General features: G+C 55.8%; 22 protein-coding genes. 13 read left to right on the top strand and 9 right to left on the bottom strand.

Features of this window, described 5'->3' with window-relative positions:
* Positions 1-3: 3 nt before the first annotated feature.
* The 11 genes from fliJ to lpxO all read left to right on the top strand — a co-directional run bounded on the left by fliJ (position 4) and on the right by lpxO (position 7933).
* Positions 4-447: a flagellar export protein FliJ gene (fliJ, locus tag ACG1VR_RS08705; protein WP_016537059.1), complete on the top strand. Its 444-nt coding sequence runs from the start codon at positions 4-6 to the stop codon at positions 445-447.
* Positions 444-1676 carry a flagellar hook-length control protein FliK gene (locus ACG1VR_RS08700; protein WP_395490719.1) on the top strand — a complete coding sequence of 411 codons (1233 nt, stop codon included), beginning with the start codon at positions 444-446 and terminating at the stop codon, positions 1674-1676. The genes fliJ and ACG1VR_RS08700 overlap by 4 nt, the downstream gene beginning before the upstream one ends.
* Before the next feature lie 121 nt (positions 1677-1797).
* Positions 1798-2265, top strand: coding sequence for a flagellar basal body-associated protein FliL (gene fliL, locus ACG1VR_RS08695; RefSeq protein ID WP_016537062.1), 468 nt, complete (start codon positions 1798-1800; stop codon positions 2263-2265).
* A gap of 4 nt (positions 2266-2269) precedes the next feature.
* Positions 2270-3274, top strand: coding sequence for a flagellar motor switch protein FliM (gene fliM / locus ACG1VR_RS08690; RefSeq protein ID WP_016537063.1), 1005 nt, complete (start codon positions 2270-2272; stop codon positions 3272-3274).
* On the top strand, positions 3271-3681 hold the full coding sequence (gene fliN, locus ACG1VR_RS08685; protein WP_016537064.1) for a flagellar motor switch protein FliN: 411 nt from the start codon (positions 3271-3273) through the stop codon (positions 3679-3681). Before fliM ends, fliN begins: the two co-directional genes overlap by 4 nt.
* Entirely contained in the window at positions 3682-4062 is a 381-nt protein-coding gene (fliO, locus tag ACG1VR_RS08680; RefSeq protein ID WP_172569600.1) for a flagellar biosynthetic protein FliO, read from the top strand.
* Positions 4062-4802: a flagellar type III secretion system pore protein FliP gene (gene fliP / locus ACG1VR_RS08675; protein WP_016537066.1), complete on the top strand. Its 741-nt coding sequence runs from the start codon at positions 4062-4064 to the stop codon at positions 4800-4802. Before fliO ends, fliP begins: the two co-directional genes overlap by 1 nt.
* A gap of 12 nt (positions 4803-4814) precedes the next feature.
* Positions 4815-5084, top strand: coding sequence for a flagellar biosynthesis protein FliQ (fliQ, locus tag ACG1VR_RS08670; RefSeq protein ID WP_172569599.1), 270 nt, complete (start codon positions 4815-4817; stop codon positions 5082-5084).
* Positions 5081-5866, top strand: coding sequence for a flagellar biosynthetic protein FliR (gene fliR, locus ACG1VR_RS08665; RefSeq protein WP_395490718.1), 786 nt, complete (start codon positions 5081-5083; stop codon positions 5864-5866). The genes fliQ and fliR overlap by 4 nt, the downstream gene beginning before the upstream one ends.
* Before the next feature lie 347 nt (positions 5867-6213).
* Positions 6214-6837, top strand: a complete 624-nt coding sequence (rcsA, locus tag ACG1VR_RS08660) for a transcriptional regulator RcsA (RefSeq protein ID WP_016537069.1) — start codon at positions 6214-6216, stop codon at positions 6835-6837.
* A 187-nt stretch (positions 6838-7024) separates the two neighbouring features.
* Positions 7025-7933, top strand: a complete 909-nt coding sequence (lpxO, locus tag ACG1VR_RS08655) for a lipid A hydroxylase LpxO (RefSeq protein ID WP_016537070.1) — start codon at positions 7025-7027, stop codon at positions 7931-7933.
* Positions 7934-7998: 65 nt separating this feature from the next.
* On the opposite strand, the gene dsrB is transcribed toward lpxO, so the two are convergent.
* On the bottom strand, positions 7999-8187 hold the full coding sequence (gene dsrB, locus ACG1VR_RS08650; protein ID WP_016537071.1) for a protein DsrB: 189 nt from the start codon (positions 8185-8187) through the stop codon (positions 7999-8001).
* A 132-nt stretch (positions 8188-8319) separates the two neighbouring features.
* On the opposite strand from dsrB, the gene yodD reads away from it, so the two are divergent.
* Positions 8320-8553, top strand: coding sequence for a YodD family peroxide/acid resistance protein (gene yodD / locus ACG1VR_RS08645; protein ID WP_016537072.1), 234 nt, complete (start codon positions 8320-8322; stop codon positions 8551-8553).
* Positions 8554-8957: 404 nt separating this feature from the next.
* Here yodD and dgcQ read toward each other — a convergent pair whose 3' ends face one another.
* The 3 genes from dgcQ to ACG1VR_RS08630 all read right to left on the bottom strand — a co-directional run bounded on the left by dgcQ (position 8958) and on the right by ACG1VR_RS08630 (position 12115).
* Positions 8958-10754 (bottom strand): cellulose biosynthesis regulator diguanylate cyclase DgcQ, encoded by a 1797-nt coding sequence (dgcQ, locus tag ACG1VR_RS08640; RefSeq protein ID WP_395490717.1) that lies wholly within the window; start codon positions 10752-10754, stop codon positions 8958-8960.
* A gap of 171 nt (positions 10755-10925) precedes the next feature.
* Positions 10926-11105: a YodC family protein gene (locus ACG1VR_RS08635; protein ID WP_039898372.1), complete on the bottom strand. Its 180-nt coding sequence runs from the start codon at positions 11103-11105 to the stop codon at positions 10926-10928.
* A gap of 92 nt (positions 11106-11197) precedes the next feature.
* Positions 11198-12115: a DUF808 domain-containing protein gene (locus ACG1VR_RS08630; protein WP_395491075.1), complete on the bottom strand. Its 918-nt coding sequence runs from the start codon at positions 12113-12115 to the stop codon at positions 11198-11200.
* Between the two features lie 168 nt (positions 12116-12283).
* Here ACG1VR_RS08630 and yedA point away from each other — a divergent pair, with 168 nt between their 5' ends.
* Positions 12284-13201 (top strand): drug/metabolite exporter YedA, encoded by a 918-nt coding sequence (gene yedA / locus ACG1VR_RS08625; protein WP_016537076.1) that lies wholly within the window; start codon positions 12284-12286, stop codon positions 13199-13201.
* Here yedA and ACG1VR_RS08620 read toward each other — a convergent pair whose 3' ends face one another.
* From ACG1VR_RS08620 to ACG1VR_RS08600, 5 genes are all read right to left on the bottom strand, one after another.
* Positions 13202-13702 carry a very short patch repair endonuclease gene (locus ACG1VR_RS08620; RefSeq protein WP_172569595.1) on the bottom strand — a complete coding sequence of 167 codons (501 nt, stop codon included), beginning with the start codon at positions 13700-13702 and terminating at the stop codon, positions 13202-13204. It lies immediately after the preceding gene.
* A gap of 10 nt (positions 13703-13712) precedes the next feature.
* Positions 13713-15122 (bottom strand): DNA cytosine methyltransferase, encoded by a 1410-nt coding sequence (locus ACG1VR_RS08615; RefSeq protein ID WP_395490716.1) that lies wholly within the window; start codon positions 15120-15122, stop codon positions 13713-13715.
* A 109-nt stretch (positions 15123-15231) separates the two neighbouring features.
* Entirely contained in the window at positions 15232-15927 is a 696-nt protein-coding gene (locus tag ACG1VR_RS08610) for a phosphohydrolase (protein ID WP_016537079.1), read from the bottom strand.
* Between the two features lie 49 nt (positions 15928-15976).
* The gene (locus ACG1VR_RS08605; RefSeq protein WP_395490715.1) at positions 15977-17530 is read right to left on the bottom strand and encodes an HPr family phosphocarrier protein; all 1554 of its coding nucleotides are present in this window, start codon (positions 17528-17530) and stop codon (positions 15977-15979) included.
* Between the two features lie 21 nt (positions 17531-17551).
* Positions 17552-20134, bottom strand: a complete 2583-nt coding sequence (locus tag ACG1VR_RS08600) for a glycoside hydrolase family 38 C-terminal domain-containing protein (protein ID WP_395490714.1) — start codon at positions 20132-20134, stop codon at positions 17552-17554.
* Positions 20135-20174: the final 40 nt, after the last annotated feature.

Below are 20174 nucleotides of genomic sequence, written 5' to 3'. Positions count from 1 at the left end.
ACCATGAACCAAAACAGCGCACTGGATACATTGCGCGATCTCGCCGCCCAGGAAGTTGAAAAAGCAGCGATTCGTTTAGGTGAGATGCGCCGGGGCTGCCAGCAAGCGGAAGAGCAGCTCAATATGTTGATTAACTATCAGTTTGAGTACAGCAACAGCCTTAATGACAACATGAGTCAGGGTATCGCCAGCACACGCTGGCATAACTACCAGCAGTTTATCCGCACGCTGGAGAAAGCTATCGATCAGCACCGCCAGCAGCTGATGCAGTGGAGCAACAAAGTAGACCAGGCGCTAAGCTTCTGGCAGGAAAAACAAAAGCGCCTGCAGGCCTGGCAAACCCTGCAGGACAGGAAGGCAGCGGAGCTGTTGCTTGCAGAGAACAGGCTTGATCAAAAACAGATGGATGAATACGCCCAGCGGGCCACACTGAGGAAAGGCGAATGATCACATTGCCACAAATTTTGTTAAGCAACGCGGCCGATGGCGCTGCGGGCGGCGACGCAAAAGGCACCGACGGCAAAAGCGTTGGCGCGGATTTTCTGGAGCTGTTCAGTAAAGCTCTGCCGGGCAAAGTGACGCTTGAAGACGGCAAAACCCTGCCGCTGAGCGCCGCGTTAAGCAAAGTGCTGGGCAAAGATAGCGTTCAGGGTGACGGGAAAGAGAGCCAGGCCGCACTCAGCGAACTGCTCAGCAACCCCGGCCAGCCGGAAGCGCTTTCGTCCCTGCTGGCTTCTGTCAGCAAAACCGATGCCAAAGATAAGCTCGACCTGACCGCCAAAGATGACGGCACAGACAAGCCGCTGAGCAATGCCGATCTACAGGCTCTGAGCGCGCTGTTTGCCATGCTGCCGCAGCCCGTTACGGCGGCTTCTGCGGCTGCACTAAGCAAGACCGACGCTGAAACCTCCCCGCTCTCCGGCCTGATCTCCCCTCAGGGAGCCGGCGCTAAGAGCTCGACGGAAAGCCTTCTATCCACCAGCGGCAGCGCGAAAAAAGCGCCAGCAACGGCGGCAACGCTTGCCGAGAGCAAAGCCTCAACCGCTCCGGCTTCTGCGCCAGGCCAGCAACACGGTGACGATAAAATTCAGCTGGCAGCCAATAGCGACAGCCGCGATAACGCATCGCCGCACGCCAATAACACCGCTCCGGTAACCGCGCAAATCACACCGGCTATCAGCAGCGCGACCGTTGCCGCACCGACCACAACGCACATCGCCACCCCGACCGCGCCGATGATAAGTTCCCAGCTTGGCAGCCATGAATGGCAACAGCAGATTTCTCAGCACGTTACGCTGTTCACCAAGCAGGGCCAGCACAGCGCCGAACTAAGATTGCATCCGGAAGATCTCGGACAGGTGCAAATTAGTCTAAAACTAGAAGATAACCAGGCTCAGCTTCAGATGATGTCGCCGCACAGCCACGTCCGGGCCGCGCTGGAAGCAGCCCTGCCAACGCTGCGTACCGCGCTTGCGGAGAGCGGTATTCAACTGGGCCAGAGCAACATCAGCAGCGAGAGCTTTGCGCAGCAGCAATCCGGCCAGCAGCAACAGCAGCAAACTGCCCGCAGCGCCGAGCGTTTCTCTCTTAACGGCGACGACGCGCAGGCGCTCCCGGTGGCCGAAAGTTTGCAGCGCCTGGCAAGCAACAACGGCGCGGTGGATATTTTTGCCTGAGGCTTACCCACGGGTAAACGCCAGAGCTAGCGACAATAAACGTGTGTTTTCCGGGCTTTGACCGCCCGGATACACGGGATAATCGCCATTCAGCAGTACCGATACAGGAATAAAGCGTTCAATGACTGATACCGCTATCACGAAAGGCCGTAAACGCGCCATCTGGGTGCCGATACTGGTTCTTATCACACTTGCCGCATGCGCTACCGCAGGCTACAGCTACTGGCGGATGCAACAAGCGCCGGCAGCCGCACAGGTTAAAGCTCCTGAGCCACCTCCTGCGCCGGTGTTTTTCGCACTGGATACCTTCACCGTCAATCTGGGTGATGCGGACCGCGTGCTGTACATCGGCGTAACGCTGCGCCTGAAAGATGAAGGGACTCGTCAGCGCCTGAGCGAATTCCTGCCGGAAGTCCGCAGCCGCCTGCTGTTGCTGTTTTCTCGTCAGGACGCCAACCAGCTTGCCACCGACGCCGGTAAGCAGAAGCTGGTCGAAGCAATTAAAACCACGCTGGCTCCTCCGCTGGTAGCCGGTCAACCCCAACAGGTAGTCAGCGACGTGCTGTATACCGCCTTCATTTTGCGGTAACTCCATGGGCGACAGTATTCTTTCTCAGGCCGAAATCGATGCGCTGTTAAATGGCGACAGTGAGAATAACGACGAGCCAAAGGCCGGTGTTGTGGGCGAAACAGATATTCGCCCTTATGACCCGAACACCCAGCGCCGCGTAGTGCGCGAGCGCCTTCAGGCGCTGGAAATCATCAACGAGCGTTTCTCTCGTCAGTTCCGTATGGGGCTGTTTAACCTGCTGCGTCGTAGCCCGGACATTACCGTCGGGGCTATCCGTATTCAGCCGTATCACGAGTTTGCCCGCAACCTGCCGGTGCCGACCAACCTTAACCTGATCCATCTGAAGCCGCTGCGCGGCACCGGGCTGCTGGTGTTTTCCCCAAGCTTGGTGTTTATCGCGGTCGATAACCTGTTTGGCGGTGATGGCCGCTTCCCGACGAAAGTGGAAGGCCGCGAATTCACCCACACCGAGCAGCGCGTTATCAACCGCATGCTGAAGCTGGCGCTCGAGTCCTACAGCGACGCGTGGAAAGCCATCTACCCGCTGGACGTGGAATACGTTCGTTCGGAGATGCAGGTTAAGTTTACCAATATCACCACTTCGCCAAACGACATCGTGGTCAATACCCCGTTCCACGTCGAGATTGGCAACCTGACCGGTGAGTTCAACATCTGCCTGCCGTTCAGCATGATCGAGCCGCTGCGCGAGCTGCTGGTGAACCCGCCGCTGGAGAACTCTCGTCAGGAAGACCAAAGCTGGCGCGACACCCTGGTGCGCCAGGTGCAGCATTCCGAGCTGGAACTGGTGGCGAATTTTGCCGATATCCCGCTGCGGTTATCCCAAATCCTAAAACTGAAACCTGGCGATGTGCTGCCCATCGAAAAGCCAGATCGCATTATCGCGCATGTCGACGGCGTGCCGGTGCTGACCAGCCAATACGGCACGGTCAACGGCCAGTATGCCCTGCGCGTAGAACATTTGATCAACCCGATATTGAATTCGCTGAATGAGGAACAGCCCAAATGAGTGATATTAATCAACCGTCCGATGACAATGCAGGCTCAGTGGACGATCTGTGGGCTGATGCGTTAAACGAGCAGAAAAGTTCCGGTAAAAGCGCCGCTGATAACGTATTCCGCGCGCTGGAAGGCAGCGATGTTGCAGGCAACATCCAGGATATTGACCTGATTATGGACATCCCGGTCAAGCTGACCGTGGAACTGGGCCGCACCCGCATGACCATTAAAGAACTGCTGCGCCTGACGCAGGGTTCCGTCGTGGCGCTGGACGGCCTGGCAGGCGAGCCGCTGGATATTCTGATCAACGGCTATCTGATTGCCCAGGGTGAAGTTGTGGTCGTCGCCGACAAATATGGCGTGCGTATCACCGACATCATCACGCCGTCGGAACGTATGCGTCGCCTGAGCCGCTAAATGAAAACCGGAGCCACCGTCAGCCAACCGTCCGTTAACGCCAGCTCGCCGCTTGTTCAGGTGAGCGGAGCCTTAGCGGGCATTGTTATTTTTATTCTGGTGGCCGCATGGCTGGCGAAACGCTTTGGTTTCACCGGCGCGGGCGTTGGCGTGAAAAAGTCGCTGAACATCAGCGCCAGCGTCAGCGTTGGCCCGCGGGAGCGAGTGGTGGTAATTGACGTCGAGGATGCGCGCCTGGTGCTCGGCGTAACCGCCACTCAAATCACCCATCTGCACACTCTACCGCCCGCACCGGTAACCGAAGAAGCAGAGGCGAAACCCGCCCCTGCCGACTTCCAGAAATTGATGAAGAATTTGCTTAAACGTAACGGGAAAGATTGATGAAACGTTTGCTGCCGCTCTCGTTACTTAGCGCATTATTGCTTATCCCGGTTTCGACCTTCGCCCAGCTGCCGGGGCTGATAAGCCAGCCTCTCGCCAACGGCGGTCAAAGCTGGTCGCTGCCGGTCCAGACCCTGGTCTTTATTACCTCGCTCACTTTCCTGCCGGCTATTTTGCTGATGATGACCAGCTTCACCCGCATCATCATCGTGTTTGGCCTGCTGCGTAACGCCCTGGGAACCCCGTCGGCACCGCCAAACCAGGTGCTGGTTGGCCTGGCGCTGTTTCTGACTTTTTTCATTATGTCGCCGGTTTTTGACAAGATTTATTCCGACGCCTATCTGCCGTTTAGCCAGGACAAAATTTCGATGGAAGTTGCCATCGATAAAGGTGCCCAGCCGCTGCGCGAATTTATGCTGCGTCAGACCCGCGAAGCCGACCTCGCGCTGTTTGCTCGCCTGGCCAACACCCAGCCGCTCCAGGGGCCGGAAGCGGTGCCGATGCGCATCCTGCTGCCTGCCTATGTTACCAGTGAGCTGAAAACGGCCTTCCAGATTGGTTTTACGGTGTTTATTCCGTTCCTGATTATCGACCTGGTGATCGCCAGCGTACTGATGGCGCTGGGGATGATGATGGTGCCCCCGGCAACCATTGCCCTGCCCTTCAAGCTGATGCTGTTTGTGCTGGTGGACGGCTGGCAGCTGCTGGTCGGCTCGCTGGCCCAAAGTTTCTACAGTTAGCGGAGAGAGAGAATGACGCCAGAATCGGTCATGATGATGGGCACCGAAGCGATGAAGGTTGCCCTTGCCCTCGCCGCGCCTTTACTGCTGGTCGCGCTTATCAGCGGCCTGATAATCAGCCTGCTGCAGGCGGCGACGCAGATTAACGAAATGACGTTGTCGTTCATTCCAAAAATTCTGGCTGTGTTCATCACGATGGTTATCGCCGGGCCGTGGATGCTCAACCTGCTGCTCGACTATATGCGTTCGCTGCTGACCAATCTGCCGAATATCATTGGATGATCCACGTTGACAGTAATCAGTGGCTTGACTGGTTAAGCCTCTATTTCTGGCCGCTGCTGCGGGTGCTGGCGCTGGTCATGACCGCGCCTATACTCAGCGAGCGCTCAATCCCAAAACGCGTGAAGCTGGCTCTGGGATTGATGATAACTTTTACCGTCGCGCCGACTCTGCCGCTAACCGGCGTGACCATTTTCTCTGCCGCCGGTTTCTGGCTCGCCGTCCAGCAAATTCTTATCGGCGTGGCGCTGGGTTTCACCATGCAGTTTGCCTTTGCTGCGGTGCGCACCGCCGGGGAAATTGTTGGCCTGCAAATGGGGCTGTCATTCGCCACCTTCTTCGACCCCGGCAGCCGCCTGAACATGCCGGTGCTGGCGAGATTTCTTGATATCCTGGCGATGTTGCTGTTCCTCACGTTTAACGGCCACTTATGGCTGATTTCCATGCTGGTGGATACGTTTCATACCCTGCCCATCGGCGGAGAGCCTATCAACAGCAACGCCTTTATGGCCCTGACCCGCGCCGGGGGACTTATCTTCCTCAACGGCATGATGCTGGCCCTTCCGCTCATCACTTTGTTACTTACGCTTAACATAGCCCTGGGTCTGCTAAACCGTATGGCACCTCAGCTATCGGTATTTGTTATTGGTTTTCCCGTAACCCTGTCTATCGGCATGCTAATTCTTATGGCACTGATGCCGCTTATCGCTCCATTCACCGAGCATTTATTCGGCGAGATTTTTGATCTACTGGCGGATATAGTTAGCGAAATTCCCAAAAATTAATCCCCCTGGATTTCATAATGTCTCTCTGAGGATATTCCTAAAAATAATCCCTAATAACATCCGCCACGATATATCTGGCGCGGAATATATGATTTTACCTGGCTCACAATACGTAACATTCACTTTACTTTAAGAACATTCCTGGCAAATTATAGGCAACTTTACGGGATAGTGATTTCGCCTTTTAGATTATTAATAATGGGTTACCCCAAATAATTCGAACTGCGGAAATGCGGCGCACTGGTTTGCCCTGGGATTGACACGGTCATTCATCTGGTAATACCAGTACAGCTAACAATCTGCTCTCCGGGCTATTGCGGGTATAACGCGCTTAGTGAGGGTTTGCTATGTCAACGATTATTATGGACTTATGCAGCTATACCCGGCTGGGGCTTGTCGGCTATTTAGCCAGCCGCGGGGTTAGAAAACGGCATATTACAGATGTAGAAACGGTAGAGCAGCTGGCACAGGCATGCCGGTTGCAGGCGCCCAGCGTGGTGTTTATTAATGAAGACTGCTTTATTCACGACCCAGAAAGCAGCCAGCAAATAAAGCAGATCATTAATCAGCATCCGGGCACGCTCTTTTTAGTCTTTATGGCTATTGCCAATATTCATTTTGATGAATATCTGTTGGTCAGGGAAAATCTGCTGATCAGTTCGAAATCCATCAAGCCGGAATCATTAGACGATATTTTAGCGGAGTATTTAGCAAAAAATGCACAATGTATTGGACATATTAATTTGCCAACGCTTTCTCTAAGTCGCACTGAATCCAGCATGCTGAAAATGTGGATGTCCGGGCAGGGAACAATTCAAATTTCCGACCAGATGAACATCAAGGCAAAAACCGTTTCGTCGCATAAAGGGAATATCAAACGCAAAATCAAGACCCACAATAAACAAGTTATATATCATGTAGTGCGTCTTACCGATAACGTCACCAACGGTATATTTGTTAATCTTCGGTAGTTTTTTTACTTGCGCCTCCCCCCTACGCCCCTGTGGCCGTAGTATTTAATCTCTGACGCCTGTCAGAGATTAAATACAAGCTAAACAAGATCCACCATTGTAACAAAATAGCAACCATCGCTAAACAAAAGCGGATGAGTCTTACTACGCTTGTAGCGCATGTTTATACAAGGAGAGATTTGCAGTTATGGTTGCCGTCATTATCATTGGCATTTTTGTCATCAGCGTCATCTACGCTCACTCCCGCGGCGTAGAAAAACAAAAACTTTCGCGCCAGCTTTTTGACCATTCAACGTTTATGGCGCCGATTAATATGTTTATGACCCGCTTTTCGCGCCTGCCGCCAAAACAGCCCTATTTCCCGACCGGCGACTTCCCTGAGTTACAAAAACTCACAGACAACTGGGAAATTATCCGCGAGGAGGCGTTACGCCTGCAGGGTCATATAAAGGCCGCGGAAACTCACAATGATGCAGGGTTTAATACCTTCTTCAAGCGCGGCTGGAAACGTTTCTATTTAAAATGGTACAGCGAAGCACACCCTTCGGCTAAGGAACTCTGCCCGGTGACTACCCGCCTGGTCAGCGAGATCCCGTCGGTTAAAGCGGCAATGTTCGCCGAATTACCCGCGGGCTCTCATTTGGGTAAACACCGCGACCCTTACGCCGGTTCAGTTCGCTATCACCTCGGGCTGGCCACGCCAAACGATGACCGCTGCTTTATTGAAGTTGATCGGCAGCGCCACAGCTGGCGCGACGGTGAAGCCGTCATTTTTGATGAAACCTACGTTCACTGGGCGCAAAACCAAAGCGAACAAACGCGAATTATTCTGTTTTGCGATATAGAACGCCCGATGAAGTGGCGCTGGGCGCAGGCGGTAAATCACTGGGTGGGAACAACGCTGATGTCCGCCGCCAGTTCGCCAAATAGCGCAACCGATCGCACCGGCGGGGTGAACAAAATTTTTAAATACGTTTATGCGCTGCGCAATGGCGGGCAGGATCTCAAAAAGCGTAACCGCAAACTTTACTACACGATGAAATATTCCGTCATAACGCTCATCTTTGCGGCAATTATCGCACCAAGCGTAATGTAGGAAAATCTTCCCCTCTTCCTTCCCAGCGGAGGCGAGGGGAAACAATCCCGGCGTGAGTGAATACCCTACTCTTCTTTCTCAACAAAAATACCGTCCTCATGCCCGGACTCATTAAAGAACCAGATCCCCAGCGGGTAGTCCTCCAACGACACCAGGTACATGGTCCCCTCGTTAAACGGCTCAACCGCCAGCACAACCCCGGAACGTCGCGGCCCGCCATCGGTTTTAACGGTGACTCGGTCATTGATTTGCATCGCAATTTCCTCCAGATTCTTTGCCTGCCATTGTAGATCAAAAAAGGGCTAAACGCCCTGCTCCCCCGTGGGACAGGCGCATTATCTAAAGCGTCTATACTTACAGATGCACATGGGCGGGAGGTGAATGCAATGAAAACCGTGAAGATGAGCGCCGATGGCGCGCGCCCGCAGGCAGAGATCGATGTTGATGCGCTGCTGGCGGCAATTAATGAGATAAGCGAAAGCAACGTCCAGCATGCCGGAAATGAGGAGCACCCGCAGCGCGTCAGCGTTGATGGTCGGGAATGGCATAGTTACCGGGAGCTGGCAGATGCGTTTGAACTGGATATTCGAGATTTCAGCGTGAATGAGATAAATCGCTGATAAAAGAATCCCGGCCGGGGAGCCGGGATGAAAACTTGCATATGCAAGAAGCATTTTAAATTCGTTACATCAGGAAATCTGATGTGTTGACCACATTACCCTAAATTTTATTGAACACAAGAATATATTCTTTTGGTGAATATTTACCTCGATTGTCATTGATCGAGGGAATTCATTGTAATTGTTGGGAAAATCAGTTTTTTTAGTTACTAATCGCGCTGTAGCTCAAAAAAATGATTTCTTAAAATGGGATTTATCCTAAACATTATGTCACGCCCTCTTATTGCGGATCGGGAACCCCGGCGACCAACGGCTCGCCACTTCGTCTTACCAAACGTAAATGCTTTACGCTTGCTCCGTCCAGAACGGCAGTAGACGAAGTAAAAGCATCAAGATTGTTTATATTACACGCCGGAACTATCCGGCCCGGCTGAACTATCAGCGGCGCAAACCTGATTCCGACCATTTTGCTTGGCCTTATACAGCCGCCCGTCCGCTATCGATTGCAGATGCTCAAAATCATAATCATGCCGCTCGTGGGCGCAGCTCACCCCAAACGATGCGCTGATTTTTATGCTTTGCCCGGCCATCAGCAGCAGCTCTTTATTATTGATTCGTACTCGGATCCGCTCAGCCACGCCCGCCGCCGCCGCGAGGTTCGCCCCCGGCAGCACTACGCAAAACTCCTCGCCGCCCACGCGCCCGGCAACATCCTCCTCGCGCAGCGCGGAACTTAGCAGAGCCGCGGCATGAGCCAGAACCTTATCCCCGGCAATATGCCCGTAGCGGTCGTTTATTCCTTTAAAAAAGTCGAGATCCATCTGGATAACCGAAAACGGCTCCTGCCGACGCTGGCAATCGCTCGCAAGAGCGCGGGCCGTCTCGAAAAAGGCCCCGCGGTTATAAATTCGGGTCAGGGTATCGTAGTTAGCCCGCCAGCTCAGCGTCTCCTGTAAGGCCAACATGCTGTTGACCAGACGGCGGATGACCCGCCAGGAGATATACAGCATCAGGGTAAACAGCATCCAGAGCACGGTGAGCACGATACTGATGCGGCCAAACTCGCCGCGCACGCCTTCGTCCAGGGTATGCACCTTGATCAATACGCCGTCAAAATTCGTCAACCTGGCCCAGGTTACGAAGCGGGTATCCATTCTCAGTTCCCCTTCTTCCCCGTCCGCCATCGACCGGGCAATTTCCGCCTGCTGTTTGTCATCGAACAGCGGTCCCGCAGGCACCTTGTCTGCGCCGGTGGCAATCAAATTAAACTGCTTATCAAACAGCATCACCGTGCCTTCATAGCGGTCGCGCGATGAGTTCTGCAAAAATTGATGCATGGCTTCGATAGGAAAATCCATAGCCAATACGCCGTACCAGCGCTGCTCAAAATCCAGCGGTAGTGCGGCGGTAATTATCTGCCCGCTCTGGCTGGAAGGATTGAAGGTATGCGTCCACTGCACGCAGCGGCGGGGATTGTTTTGCGGCGACTGGGCGGCGAAATAGGGCTGGTCAATTAGCCGGTGATACAGCGCGACGATGCCCGGATCGTTTTCCGGCGGCGTGCTTGAAAGGAAGAACCCCGCGCGCGAAGCGTAGAACACTCTGCGCTGCAAATCCCTTTTGCCGTCGGCAAGCTGGATGATATAGCTAAACTCCAGCGCGGCAGCAAGCTCCGGGTGCAGCAGTGCCTCATCGCGTTTCAGCAAAGGGCTACGGGAAACTGACTCATCGGAAATGCCGTTAATCGGCATGCTGCGGTTGATATCGAGCCGGAGCTGCCAGTAAGGCTGGGTGCGCTCAATATCAAAATTCGCCAGCAATTTACGCGAAATGTCGGTAGAAATCGGCGATTGCATCGCGTAATGCATGGTATTGCGATAAAACAGCAAATTATCGATGCTGTGCTGAAGCTGCCTGTCTAAAGCGGTGGCGATGTTGTCCAGGCTGTTGCGCTGGTTGGAGACGTATGCCGACTCGAGGACAGAGACTTCGCGCCAGGTCAACACGGTAGAAAACAACAATACGGCGATAAAACAAATATTTACCACACGCTGAGGTCTTTTGTAGCGGCTTAAAAAACGTTCAAATGCGTTACCAATCAATGTGGGTGCTCCCTGGCGGACGAATCGAGCCGCTATTTTTTCAAACCACCCGTTACGTTTTTTGCGCCTCTCGGGGCGCAACAGCCGCGTATTATGCATAAATAACGCTTACAGCCCTCCAGGAAAAATCCTAACGGGGCTTTTAATACACAGATTCTGCCATTGAGCCGGCGCCTTTATGCGGTGATTACCCAACAAAAAACCCGGTATATACCGGGTTTCAGGTCACCAACATAAAACGAAAGTAAGGCTTCGTCCTGCGGGTGTCAACTAGCTTTGCTGCTGCGCTAAGGCATTAACCGGAGCCAGGTCTTCCTCGCGGAACGCCTCCCGTTTAACGCCAAATCCGTCGTACCAACGGCACTCAACCATGCCACTGGAATAACCTGTGACAACCATGCGTGGGCCACCGTTTTTACGCCGGACCTCATCACTGACCATATAGACCATCGCCGCCTCCGGCATCAGGGGTGAAAACCTCTAAAGTTATAGCCAGGGGTCAGCGTTTTTGCCTGCTTAAAGGGATATTTTTCTGCGAAAAATTAATCCGAAGCGCGTCCCCGCAGGCGGTTTATGCCGTTAACCGCCAGCAACACTATGCCGCCGACGATAAAGCCCAGCACCAGGTTCACAAGCGTCGGCCCCAACAACGCCACAACGCCGCCGAACTGGCCAGCCCCCTGCTCGATAGCATGGTGAAGCGCCGGAATACCGTGCACCAGAATGCCGCCGCCGACGAGGAACATAGCCAGCGTGCCGACAATCGTCAGCGCCTTCATTAGCCACGGAGCCAGCACCAGCAGCCCTTTGCCCACCGCCCGGGCAAGCGCGGCGCGTTTATCCGCCAGCCAGTAACCCAGGTCATCGATTTTGACTATCATCCCCACCAGGCCATAGACGCCGATGGTGACCAGAATCGCTATTCCAGCGAGGATCAGCACCTGGTTAAGCAGCGGTGCTTCCGCCACAATGCCGAGCGTAATGGCGACGATTTCCGCAGAAAGTATAAAGTCGGTGCGCACCGCCCCTTTCACTTTCTCTTTTTCAAATTCCATAGGATCCTGAGAGGCGATGGACTCCAGCCGTTCCTGCTTCTCTTCCGCGCTCTCCTTATGCTTACGCGCCTGCAGGCTATGGATAACTTTTTCCACGCCTTCAAAGCAGAGAAATGCCCCGCCCACCATCAGCAAAGGCGTAATCGCCCACGGCGCAAAGGCGCTGATGATAAGCGCCAGCGGGACCAGAATGAGCTTATTGAGAAACGAGCCTTTTGCCACACTCCACACCACAGGCAACTCGCGGTTGGCCCGCAGGCCAGAAACCTGCTGCGCGTTCAGGGAGAGGTCGTCGCCCAGCACGCCCGCGGTCTTCTTCGCCGCCAGCTTGCCCATCATCGAAATATCGTCCAGCAGCGTGGCAATATCATCGAGCAGAGTCAGTAAACTACTTCCAGCCAAAATAAAGTCCTTCTTGAATGATTTACCTCTCAGTATGAAGCAAAATCGCCGCCGCGAAAATCGGGCCGTCTTGTCAATGAAAATTAACAATATATCAACAAGTATAATGCTCGCTATCACCCCGATTTTGGCGTTAACTATCGGCCTGCTATTGAAGCCTGGTGAGGGATTATGCGTCTTCGTTCTGGTCAATTATTGCCGCTGATTGCGGCGCTTTTCGCACTGTATATCATCTGGGGTTCCACCTACTTCGCTATCGCCATCGGGGTGAAAAGCTGGCCGCCGTTTATGATGGCGGGCGTGCGCTTCCTCTGTGCCGGGGCCATATTAACGGCCATCCTGCTGCTCAGAGGCCATAAGCTCCCTCGCCTGCGGCCGATGTTGAATGCCGCACTGATAGGCGTTCTGCTGCTGGCGGTTGGCAACGGCTTTGTGACGCTTGCCGAGCATCAGCACGTTCCTTCCGGCATTGCCGCCGTAATGGTTGCCACCGTGCCGCTGTTTACCCTCTGCTTCAGCCGCCTGTTCGGGATTAAAACCCGCAAGCTGGAATGGCTGGGGATTGCGATCGGGCTGGCGGGAATTGTGCTGCTGAACAGCGGCGGCAACCTCAGCGGTAACCCGACGGGCGCGCTGTTGATTTTGATTGGCTCACTGAGCTGGGCGTTTGGCTCGGTTTACGGTTCGCGCATCGAGCTACCCGAAGGGATGATGGCCGGGGCTATCGAGATGCTGGCGGCGGGCATTGTCGCCCTTTGCGTTTCGGCGCTTAGCGGCGAGCGCTTAACCGCTATGCCGGACGCTGCGGGTTTCCTCGCGGTTGGCTATCTGGCCGTGTTTGGCTCGATGATCGCCATCAGCGCCTATATGTATTTGATTCGCAATGTTTCCCCGGCGGTTGCCACCAGCTACGCCTACGTTAACCCGGTGGTCGCCGTCCTGCTCGGCACCAGCTTTGCCGGGGAGAGCCTCTCCGGCGTTGAATGGCTGGCTCTGGCTATTATCATCTTCGCGGTGGTGCTGGTGACGCTGGGTAAATATCTGTTCCCGGCTCCACCCGTTGTTGCTTCCTGCGAGCCTGAAAAGTAGCTACTCTGCGGCCGGTTGCCCCCGGCCGCCGTCATCAAGCTGATGAATGCCTTTAGTGTCTATTTCTGCTCCCTGCCCGCCGCCGCAAATCCACTCTTCCAGCCGCTCGACCAACCCGGTATCGCTCATTTTTTCGCGGCCGCGCAGCGCGCACTCCCAGACCACCAGCACCCGCCAGCCCTGCTCCAGCAGCAGCCCGATATCACGTTTATCTCTTTTGACATTACTGTCGATTTTACTCAGCCAGAACTCGGTGCGGGTAGCCGGAACCTTAAACAGGTAGCAGTCGTGGTGGTGCCAGAAGCAGCCATGGGTAAAGATAATGCAGCGGTAATCATCGACAACAAAATCGGGCTTACCCGGCAGCGAGGCGTCCTGCATGCGGAAGCTAAAGCCGCACTCGGCGAGTAAAACCGCAAGGCGTTTTTCAATGGCGGTGTCGTGCGTTGCAATCGCCCGCATGTTTTTACTGCGTATCGCCTTGCTGTGTACATCCGCCATTGTGCCTCCGCTAGCGCTTTTTCACCGCGCGTTTGATGGTTGGGTCAAGCAGCTTCGCCACGGCGGCAAAAGCCGGAACCACCACCGAGTTGCCAAACTGGCGATAAGCCTGAGTATCGGAAACCGGAATACGGAACGCTTTCCCCTGAGGCGCTTCGAATCCCATCAGCCTTGCGCATTCGCGCGGCGTCAGGCGGCGAGGCCGGTGCAGCTGATTTGTCGAGTCGTTAAAGTCGACTTCTCCCAGCGCTTTGTCCCAGCCGCGATCGATAAGGATTTCCGCCCCGTCTTTATAATATCGGGCCGAAAGCGTGCGGGCGACGCTGGCAGGATTAGTGGGGTCCACCAGCCCATACCCGAACCCGTTGCCCTTGGCCTGGTGCTTCTTCGCGTAGTTGTAGAGGTATTTCCACAGCGTCGGCGTCAGGATGTATTTGGGGTCAACTTCAGGGTCAAGTAACTCGCCAAAGGCGGGACGGCGGGCAGGATAGAATTCGCTAAGCCGGGTCAGCGTGACGTCCGGGTGCAGATTGAGGTCGCGCCGCGTCCCCACCAGCACGATGCGCTCGCGGTGCTGCGGCAGGAAGTTTTTACCGTCGACAATTTTCGGGTCATCGCGCCCTGTGACCGCCGCGTCCGCTACTTCGTAACCCAGTTCATCGAGGGTCTGCATGATAATACGGAAGGTGTTGCCCTTATCGTGGCTCTTGAGGTTTTTAACGTTTTCCAGCACAAACACCGGCGGACGTTTGGCGGCGATAATCCTCGCCACGTCGAAAAACAGCGTTCCCTGAGTTTCGCAGGCAAAGCCGTGGGCGCGGCCAAGCGCATTTTTCTTCGAGACGCCTGCCAGCGAGAACGGCTGGCAGGGGAACCCGGCGAGCAATACGTCGTGATCCGGCAGCGTGGCCTGAATATGCGCCGTTGCCTGCTCGTCCGTAACTTCGGGGCGATTACTCAACGTAACGTCGCGAATATCTTCATTAAACTGGTGCTCGGCCGGGTCGCAATACCAGTTCGCTTTATAGGTGCGAACCGCGTGTTTGTTCCATTCGCTGGTAAACACGCACTTGCCGCCAATAGCTTCAAAACCGCTGCGAATGCCGCCGATACCGGCAAATAAATCGATAAAGCGAAACGCATAATTTCCGTGATGAGCGGGTGGCGACGGCAGCATACTTTGCAGCATCCGGACTTCCACTTCGGTCAGCCCTCGCGGGCTCGATTTACCGTTATACCAGCGGTTCAGAGACTCACGCGTCCAGTCTCCTCCTACCTGCTTCAGGCGCAGGGCTACGGTTTTCTGATCGTAGATTTCCAGCAGGCGGCTCACCAGAGCGTGGTCTTCTTCTTGCTGAGTCTGTTTATGGCGCAGGGCCTGGAGGGAGAGTTGTTCTGCAATCGCGTCGAGGTCGTTCATTATCAACCAAAAATGGGAAAAGGTAGTGAGACTGTATCACTGATTTGACCCAGAGAGAACGGAAACGGCCCGCGCTAGCGGCGAGCCTTATAGATTAAGCCTGCGGGCGCTAAGGCTGTGATTTAAAACGGCGTATAACCTGGTCGTCCAGCGTCAGATAATCCCCTTTCAGTTCAGCGCACAGCTTAGCCATATAACCGACGAGGAAATCGGCGTTGTGGTGAGCCAGCGCGCGGCCAGCCTCGGTTTGCATTGACCCCGGAAGGCGCAGCAGCTTTCTCTGGAAATGGTCGAGGGAATAAAGCGTGTCGTCCAGCTCGCGGCTTTCAGCAAGCGGATCCTCACTGTCAAACAGCGAGCGCCCGAGCGCGCCGGAAACGTAAAACACGCGCGCCAGGCCGATAGCGCCAAGAGATTCAAGCCGGTCGGCATCCTGCACAGCTTTGGCTTCCAGCGTCTGCGGCTCAATGGCCGCACTGAAGCTGTGGGCGCGCACCGCGTGGGCGACGTCGTCGTACAGCTCGCGCGGAAACTCCGGGAAATGAGCGTCAAGAATGCGCAGCGTTTCCTGCGCCGCCTGGGTCGACGCCAGATGGCGCTCCGGGTGATTTTTTGGCAAATTTACGATGTCGTGAAAATAGCAGGCCGTCAACACTACCAGCCTGTCCGCCTCGGTGCCTTCGATAATGTGTTGAGCGGTTTTCCACACGCGCCGAAAGTGCGCCACGTCATGGGCTTTGTCGTCCTGCGCCCAATTTTCAATCAAATACTGCTCAAACTGCTGCTGCCAGTGGGCAATCGGCATACTCGTACTCCCGTTTTCGTGAAAAGCGCATGTCCGAGTATACCCAGATTTATGACGATATCATGACCTCATCCCGCAGCAGGTTGAGCATCTCTCGCGGCGAACCGGCGGCCATAAGGCGTTCGCGGAAAGATTCATGCATCAGCCGCCGGGCTAAAACTGAGAAAATACGCATATGCTGCTGCCCTTCGCCCTCGCTGAGGGTCAGCATAATCACCAGTTTTACCGCCACTCCATTCCCCCACTCCAGCGGCTCGATCAGCCGTAAAACGGAGATGCTGCTGCGGGTTATTGCCGCCGATTTACAGTGGGGGATAGCGATGGAAAACCCCAGCGCGGTGGTGAAAACTTCCTCCCGCTGCCAGATGGAATGCTCGGCCAGCGTCGCCGAAGCAACCCTCTGCTGAACTTCAAGATTATCCGTCAGCCGCTTTATCACCTCGTGTTTGTCACGCAGGTTTTCATTAAGCAGCACCAGCGACTCAGAGAGCATATCCCCCTCCGGCTCGTCACCGCTCGCGGTGGGCAAACGCCGCTGTTTCTCGCCTTCAAGCTGGAACCAGCGCCGGGCGACCTCATCCGGGTCCGACAGCAGCAGGCCACAATCGGCAGCCAGCAAAAGCTCCCCGGCGGGTTGAGCGAATAACTCGCCCGTTGAGTCAGGACATAGCAGCGGAATAGCAAAGACCCCGGCCAGAATAGCGGTGTGGGACGTTTCGCCCCCTTTGGGCATCACAATGCCCCGCAGATTTGCACCGCGCAGCAGCAGAAGCTGGCCGGGCGTCAGCAGGCTACGGCATACCAAAATCGAACCTTCGTTCAGCTCTGGCAGCCACATCCTCGCCTCCCCGGTAAGCTGGCAGGCAAGCCGTAGCCCGAGATCGTAAACATCCAGCTCGCGCTGGCGCAGGTAGTCGCTTCCGCTCTGCCGGAACGGTTCCCGCAGCGCGTCAACGGCTCGCGCCAGAGCGGCAATCGCATTAGGCGTTCCCGACTGCCCGAGCAGGCATTCCTCAACGGTTTCATCCTCCAGCAGCTGGCTTTGGGCATCGAGGATCTGCGCCGCCTCTCCTTCGTGGCGGGCAATATCGGCCCGCAATTTCCGGCGGGCATCTTCGAGCGCCTTGCCCAGCTGCCGTTGCTGAACGTCTGGCGGCGTTTCCTCCTGCTGGCGGGCAAGTTCATCGAGGTCTGTATGCTGCAAGTAAACGGCTTTTGCTATGGCAATACCTTTCCTGACGCCGGTTCCCTGCCAGATTTTCGACCGGCTGCGGGAGAGAAAGACCGGCAAAAGCTGCTCGCCGCCTGCGATTCCCCCGGCCAGCGGCCCATCGCTATGCTCAAATTCATTTTCGATAAAATGCCGCAGCGCCAGCAGCGCCTGTTGCTCGTCCTCGCCCTCTATCTGCAACTGGCATTCATCCCCCGGAGCCACGTCGGCTCCCACCATAGCAAGCACGCTTTTGGCGCTGGCCCGCCGTGATTTAGTCAGGTTTATCAGGGTCACCGTTGCGGCGAACCGCGCCGCCTGCTGCTCCAGCGCGCTGGCGGGCCTGGCGTGAAGCCCGTTGGCTAACCGGCAGCGAAATAAAAGAGTCTGCATAAGTGTTCCACCTTGTTCAGATTATCGAATCAGCCAGGAGATCGGCGTTCCGGCGGCCACAGGGCCCGCAGAATTGCCGACCGGAAGTTCCGCCAGCGTGACCTGCTCCAGCAGCCCGTCAGCTTCCGGGGCAATGTTTTCCAGCGGCTCCAGGCCAGGATTCCAGCCTCTGAGCAGCAGCGCCTCTTCGTTCTGCGCTTTTTTCAGGGTGCTGAAATGCAGCTGACTCTCCCAGTTGAGGACGCTGAAGCGAGAGGGGAAATTTCGACCATGAGGGTTTGTGCGAAAGCGCGACCAGCCGGTGTCCAGATAGCCGGAGGCCGGCGTGCGCCATTGCTCAACTGCATGCCAGAATGCGCCATCCTGCCCGTTATTCATCGGCAATACCGCAAGATGGAAGCGGTGAATACCCGGCATTTGCGAGTCTGGCGAAGGGAGCACCATCCCTGAGGCTCGCCCCGGCCGCCACGGCAGCGCCGCCTGCCCCAGCCAGCCCACGCAGCGGAACAGGGTGATTGCCAGGGTGTCCGGCTGCCCGACGGGGATTTCATACTCCCTCAACCCGGCAGTCACCACGCCGAGGCCACGCTGCCCGTCATGGAGCAAAGCAAGGCTTTGCATCGGCCAAAGCGACGCGGGCGCTTCGGTCCAGTTTTCCTGCCGCCAGACCGCTAATGCCCCCGGAATATTTTCCCGCTGGATCAGGCCAAAAGGCTGGTCGGCAAAGTGAAACGCCTGGTGAATATCCGTCGGCAGTTCCACCTGTAAACGGTGATCGCGCAGCGTATTGTTGATCTCAATTTCCACGTCCAGCCACGCCCTGTCGTGCGGCAGAGAAAGGGTCATCGTCACTTCAAGCAGAGCATCCAGGCGGCGTGCGCGACGAGAAGCCGAGTCCACGGGCGCGGGAATACGCCAGTCCAGCAGCAGCGTGTCTTTAAGCGGGCCACGTTCGAGCTTGCTGTGATGCAGGCAGCCGTCGCCGGTAATTTTCCAGTCCTCTTCCGGCGGCGAGTAGTTGTAGTTGTCCCCGGCATCTTCACCGTCCACCAACCGCAGAATGTGCGGGTAAACCTCGCCGGAACGCTTATCGATAAGCGTCAGCACGCCGCCATTAATCTCGAGGCGCAGCCAGGCGTTTTCCAGGGCGTCAATCTGCGGCTCCGGCAGCGCGAACCCGGCGGACTCCCCTTCCTGAAGGTAAAAAGTTTGATAGCCGCAGGCCGGAAGATCCCGTGCCGCCAGCAGGATCTGGCACTTGCGGTACCAGGTTGGACTGGTGCTGTTGGACAGTTCCTGCACCACCAGCGACATGTCCTGCGGCGCTTCATGCAGCAGTTGCCAGACGCAGGCGTTGCCGTTCTCATCGACGATGCGGAACGCCTGCTCCGGCGTGAACAACGTCAGGCTGACCTCAGCATCTCTGGTATGCGGAAGCGGGTTGAAGACCAGAATTTTTTTACCCTGCTGCCGGGCTTCTATTCCCTCCGCCAGCATTTTCATATTCAGGTCAAACAACTGCTGCGCACTCTCTTTCCCGGACTGCAAACGCCCTTTCACCATTTGATTTACGCGGTCTGAATTACAGCCGCCGATGCTGTCGTGGGCGTGGGACTTCATCGCCTCGCGCCAGAGGGTTTCAACCGCATGCTGAGGGTAAGGCAGGCCAAGCCGCCAGCCCACGGCGAGCAAAGGTTCCAGCGTCTGGCTGAGGAACTGCTCCAGCGAGGCGTTGAGCTGTTTAATGTCGGCGCGGGTGGAGAAAATACCGCGGTGGATGCGCATATATTTCGGGCTAAGCAGCTCGCCGCGCCACTCGGGCAGGCTTTCGCCGCTGGCGCGTAAGGCGCTGAAGAAATCGCTGAAGCTGCTGCGCTTGAAGCAATAGTCCTGCTGGCGGGTGTTCAGCCGCTCCAGCGCCTCAGGCACGCCGTATTCGAAAGGCGACTGATCGTTACCGTTCGGCAACAGCAGGTGATCCGTGGCCGAGAAACGGGCCTGTTTTTCAAGAATGGGCGGCAGCGCTTCGTCCACCTTTCCCGGCTCGGTCGGGAGCCACTTCGCGCAGCCGTAGCCCCACGGCAGCACCGCGGTTAACACGCTCTGTCCTCCCTGCGCATGCCAGTAAAATTCACTCCTGGCGACGTCGCGTTCACACCATCCGCGCCAGATAACCGCGCTGTCGATAGCGAATTCGCTAAGGAACATCGGCAGTTGAGCGCTTTGCCCGAAGGAGTCCGGCACATAACCAACCGGCATATAGCTGCCCCAGGCTTTACAGTCCGCCAGGCCAAACAGCAGGTTACGGGCGATAGACTCCGCGCCAACGACTAAAAAGTCGCTTTGGGTGTACCACGGGCCAATCAACACCCGGCCATCGGTAACTAATTTTTGCAGGCGCTCACGCTGCTCCGGTGCCACCGCCAAAAAATCTTCCAGCATCACCGTTTGCCCGTCGAGAATAAAAGGCCCCAGCGTTTCGTCCTGCTCCATACGGGTAAGTAAATCCAGCATAAAATAATAGAGCACAACTTTTGAATCATTCTCGGTGAAATACCACTCACGATCCCAGTGCGTGTGTTGAACCAAATGTACGGTCTTCATTTTGTCACCTTAATAGCGAAATTCAGGGTGTAAAAAACCT

It is taken from the genome of Cedecea davisae, assembly GCF_044095835.1.
In the GTDB taxonomy this organism is placed as follows: Bacteria; Pseudomonadota; Gammaproteobacteria; order Enterobacterales; family Enterobacteriaceae; genus Cedecea; species Cedecea davisae.
Note: the sequence above shows the minus strand (reverse complement) of the source record. Positions and strands in the feature narration are given on the sequence as shown.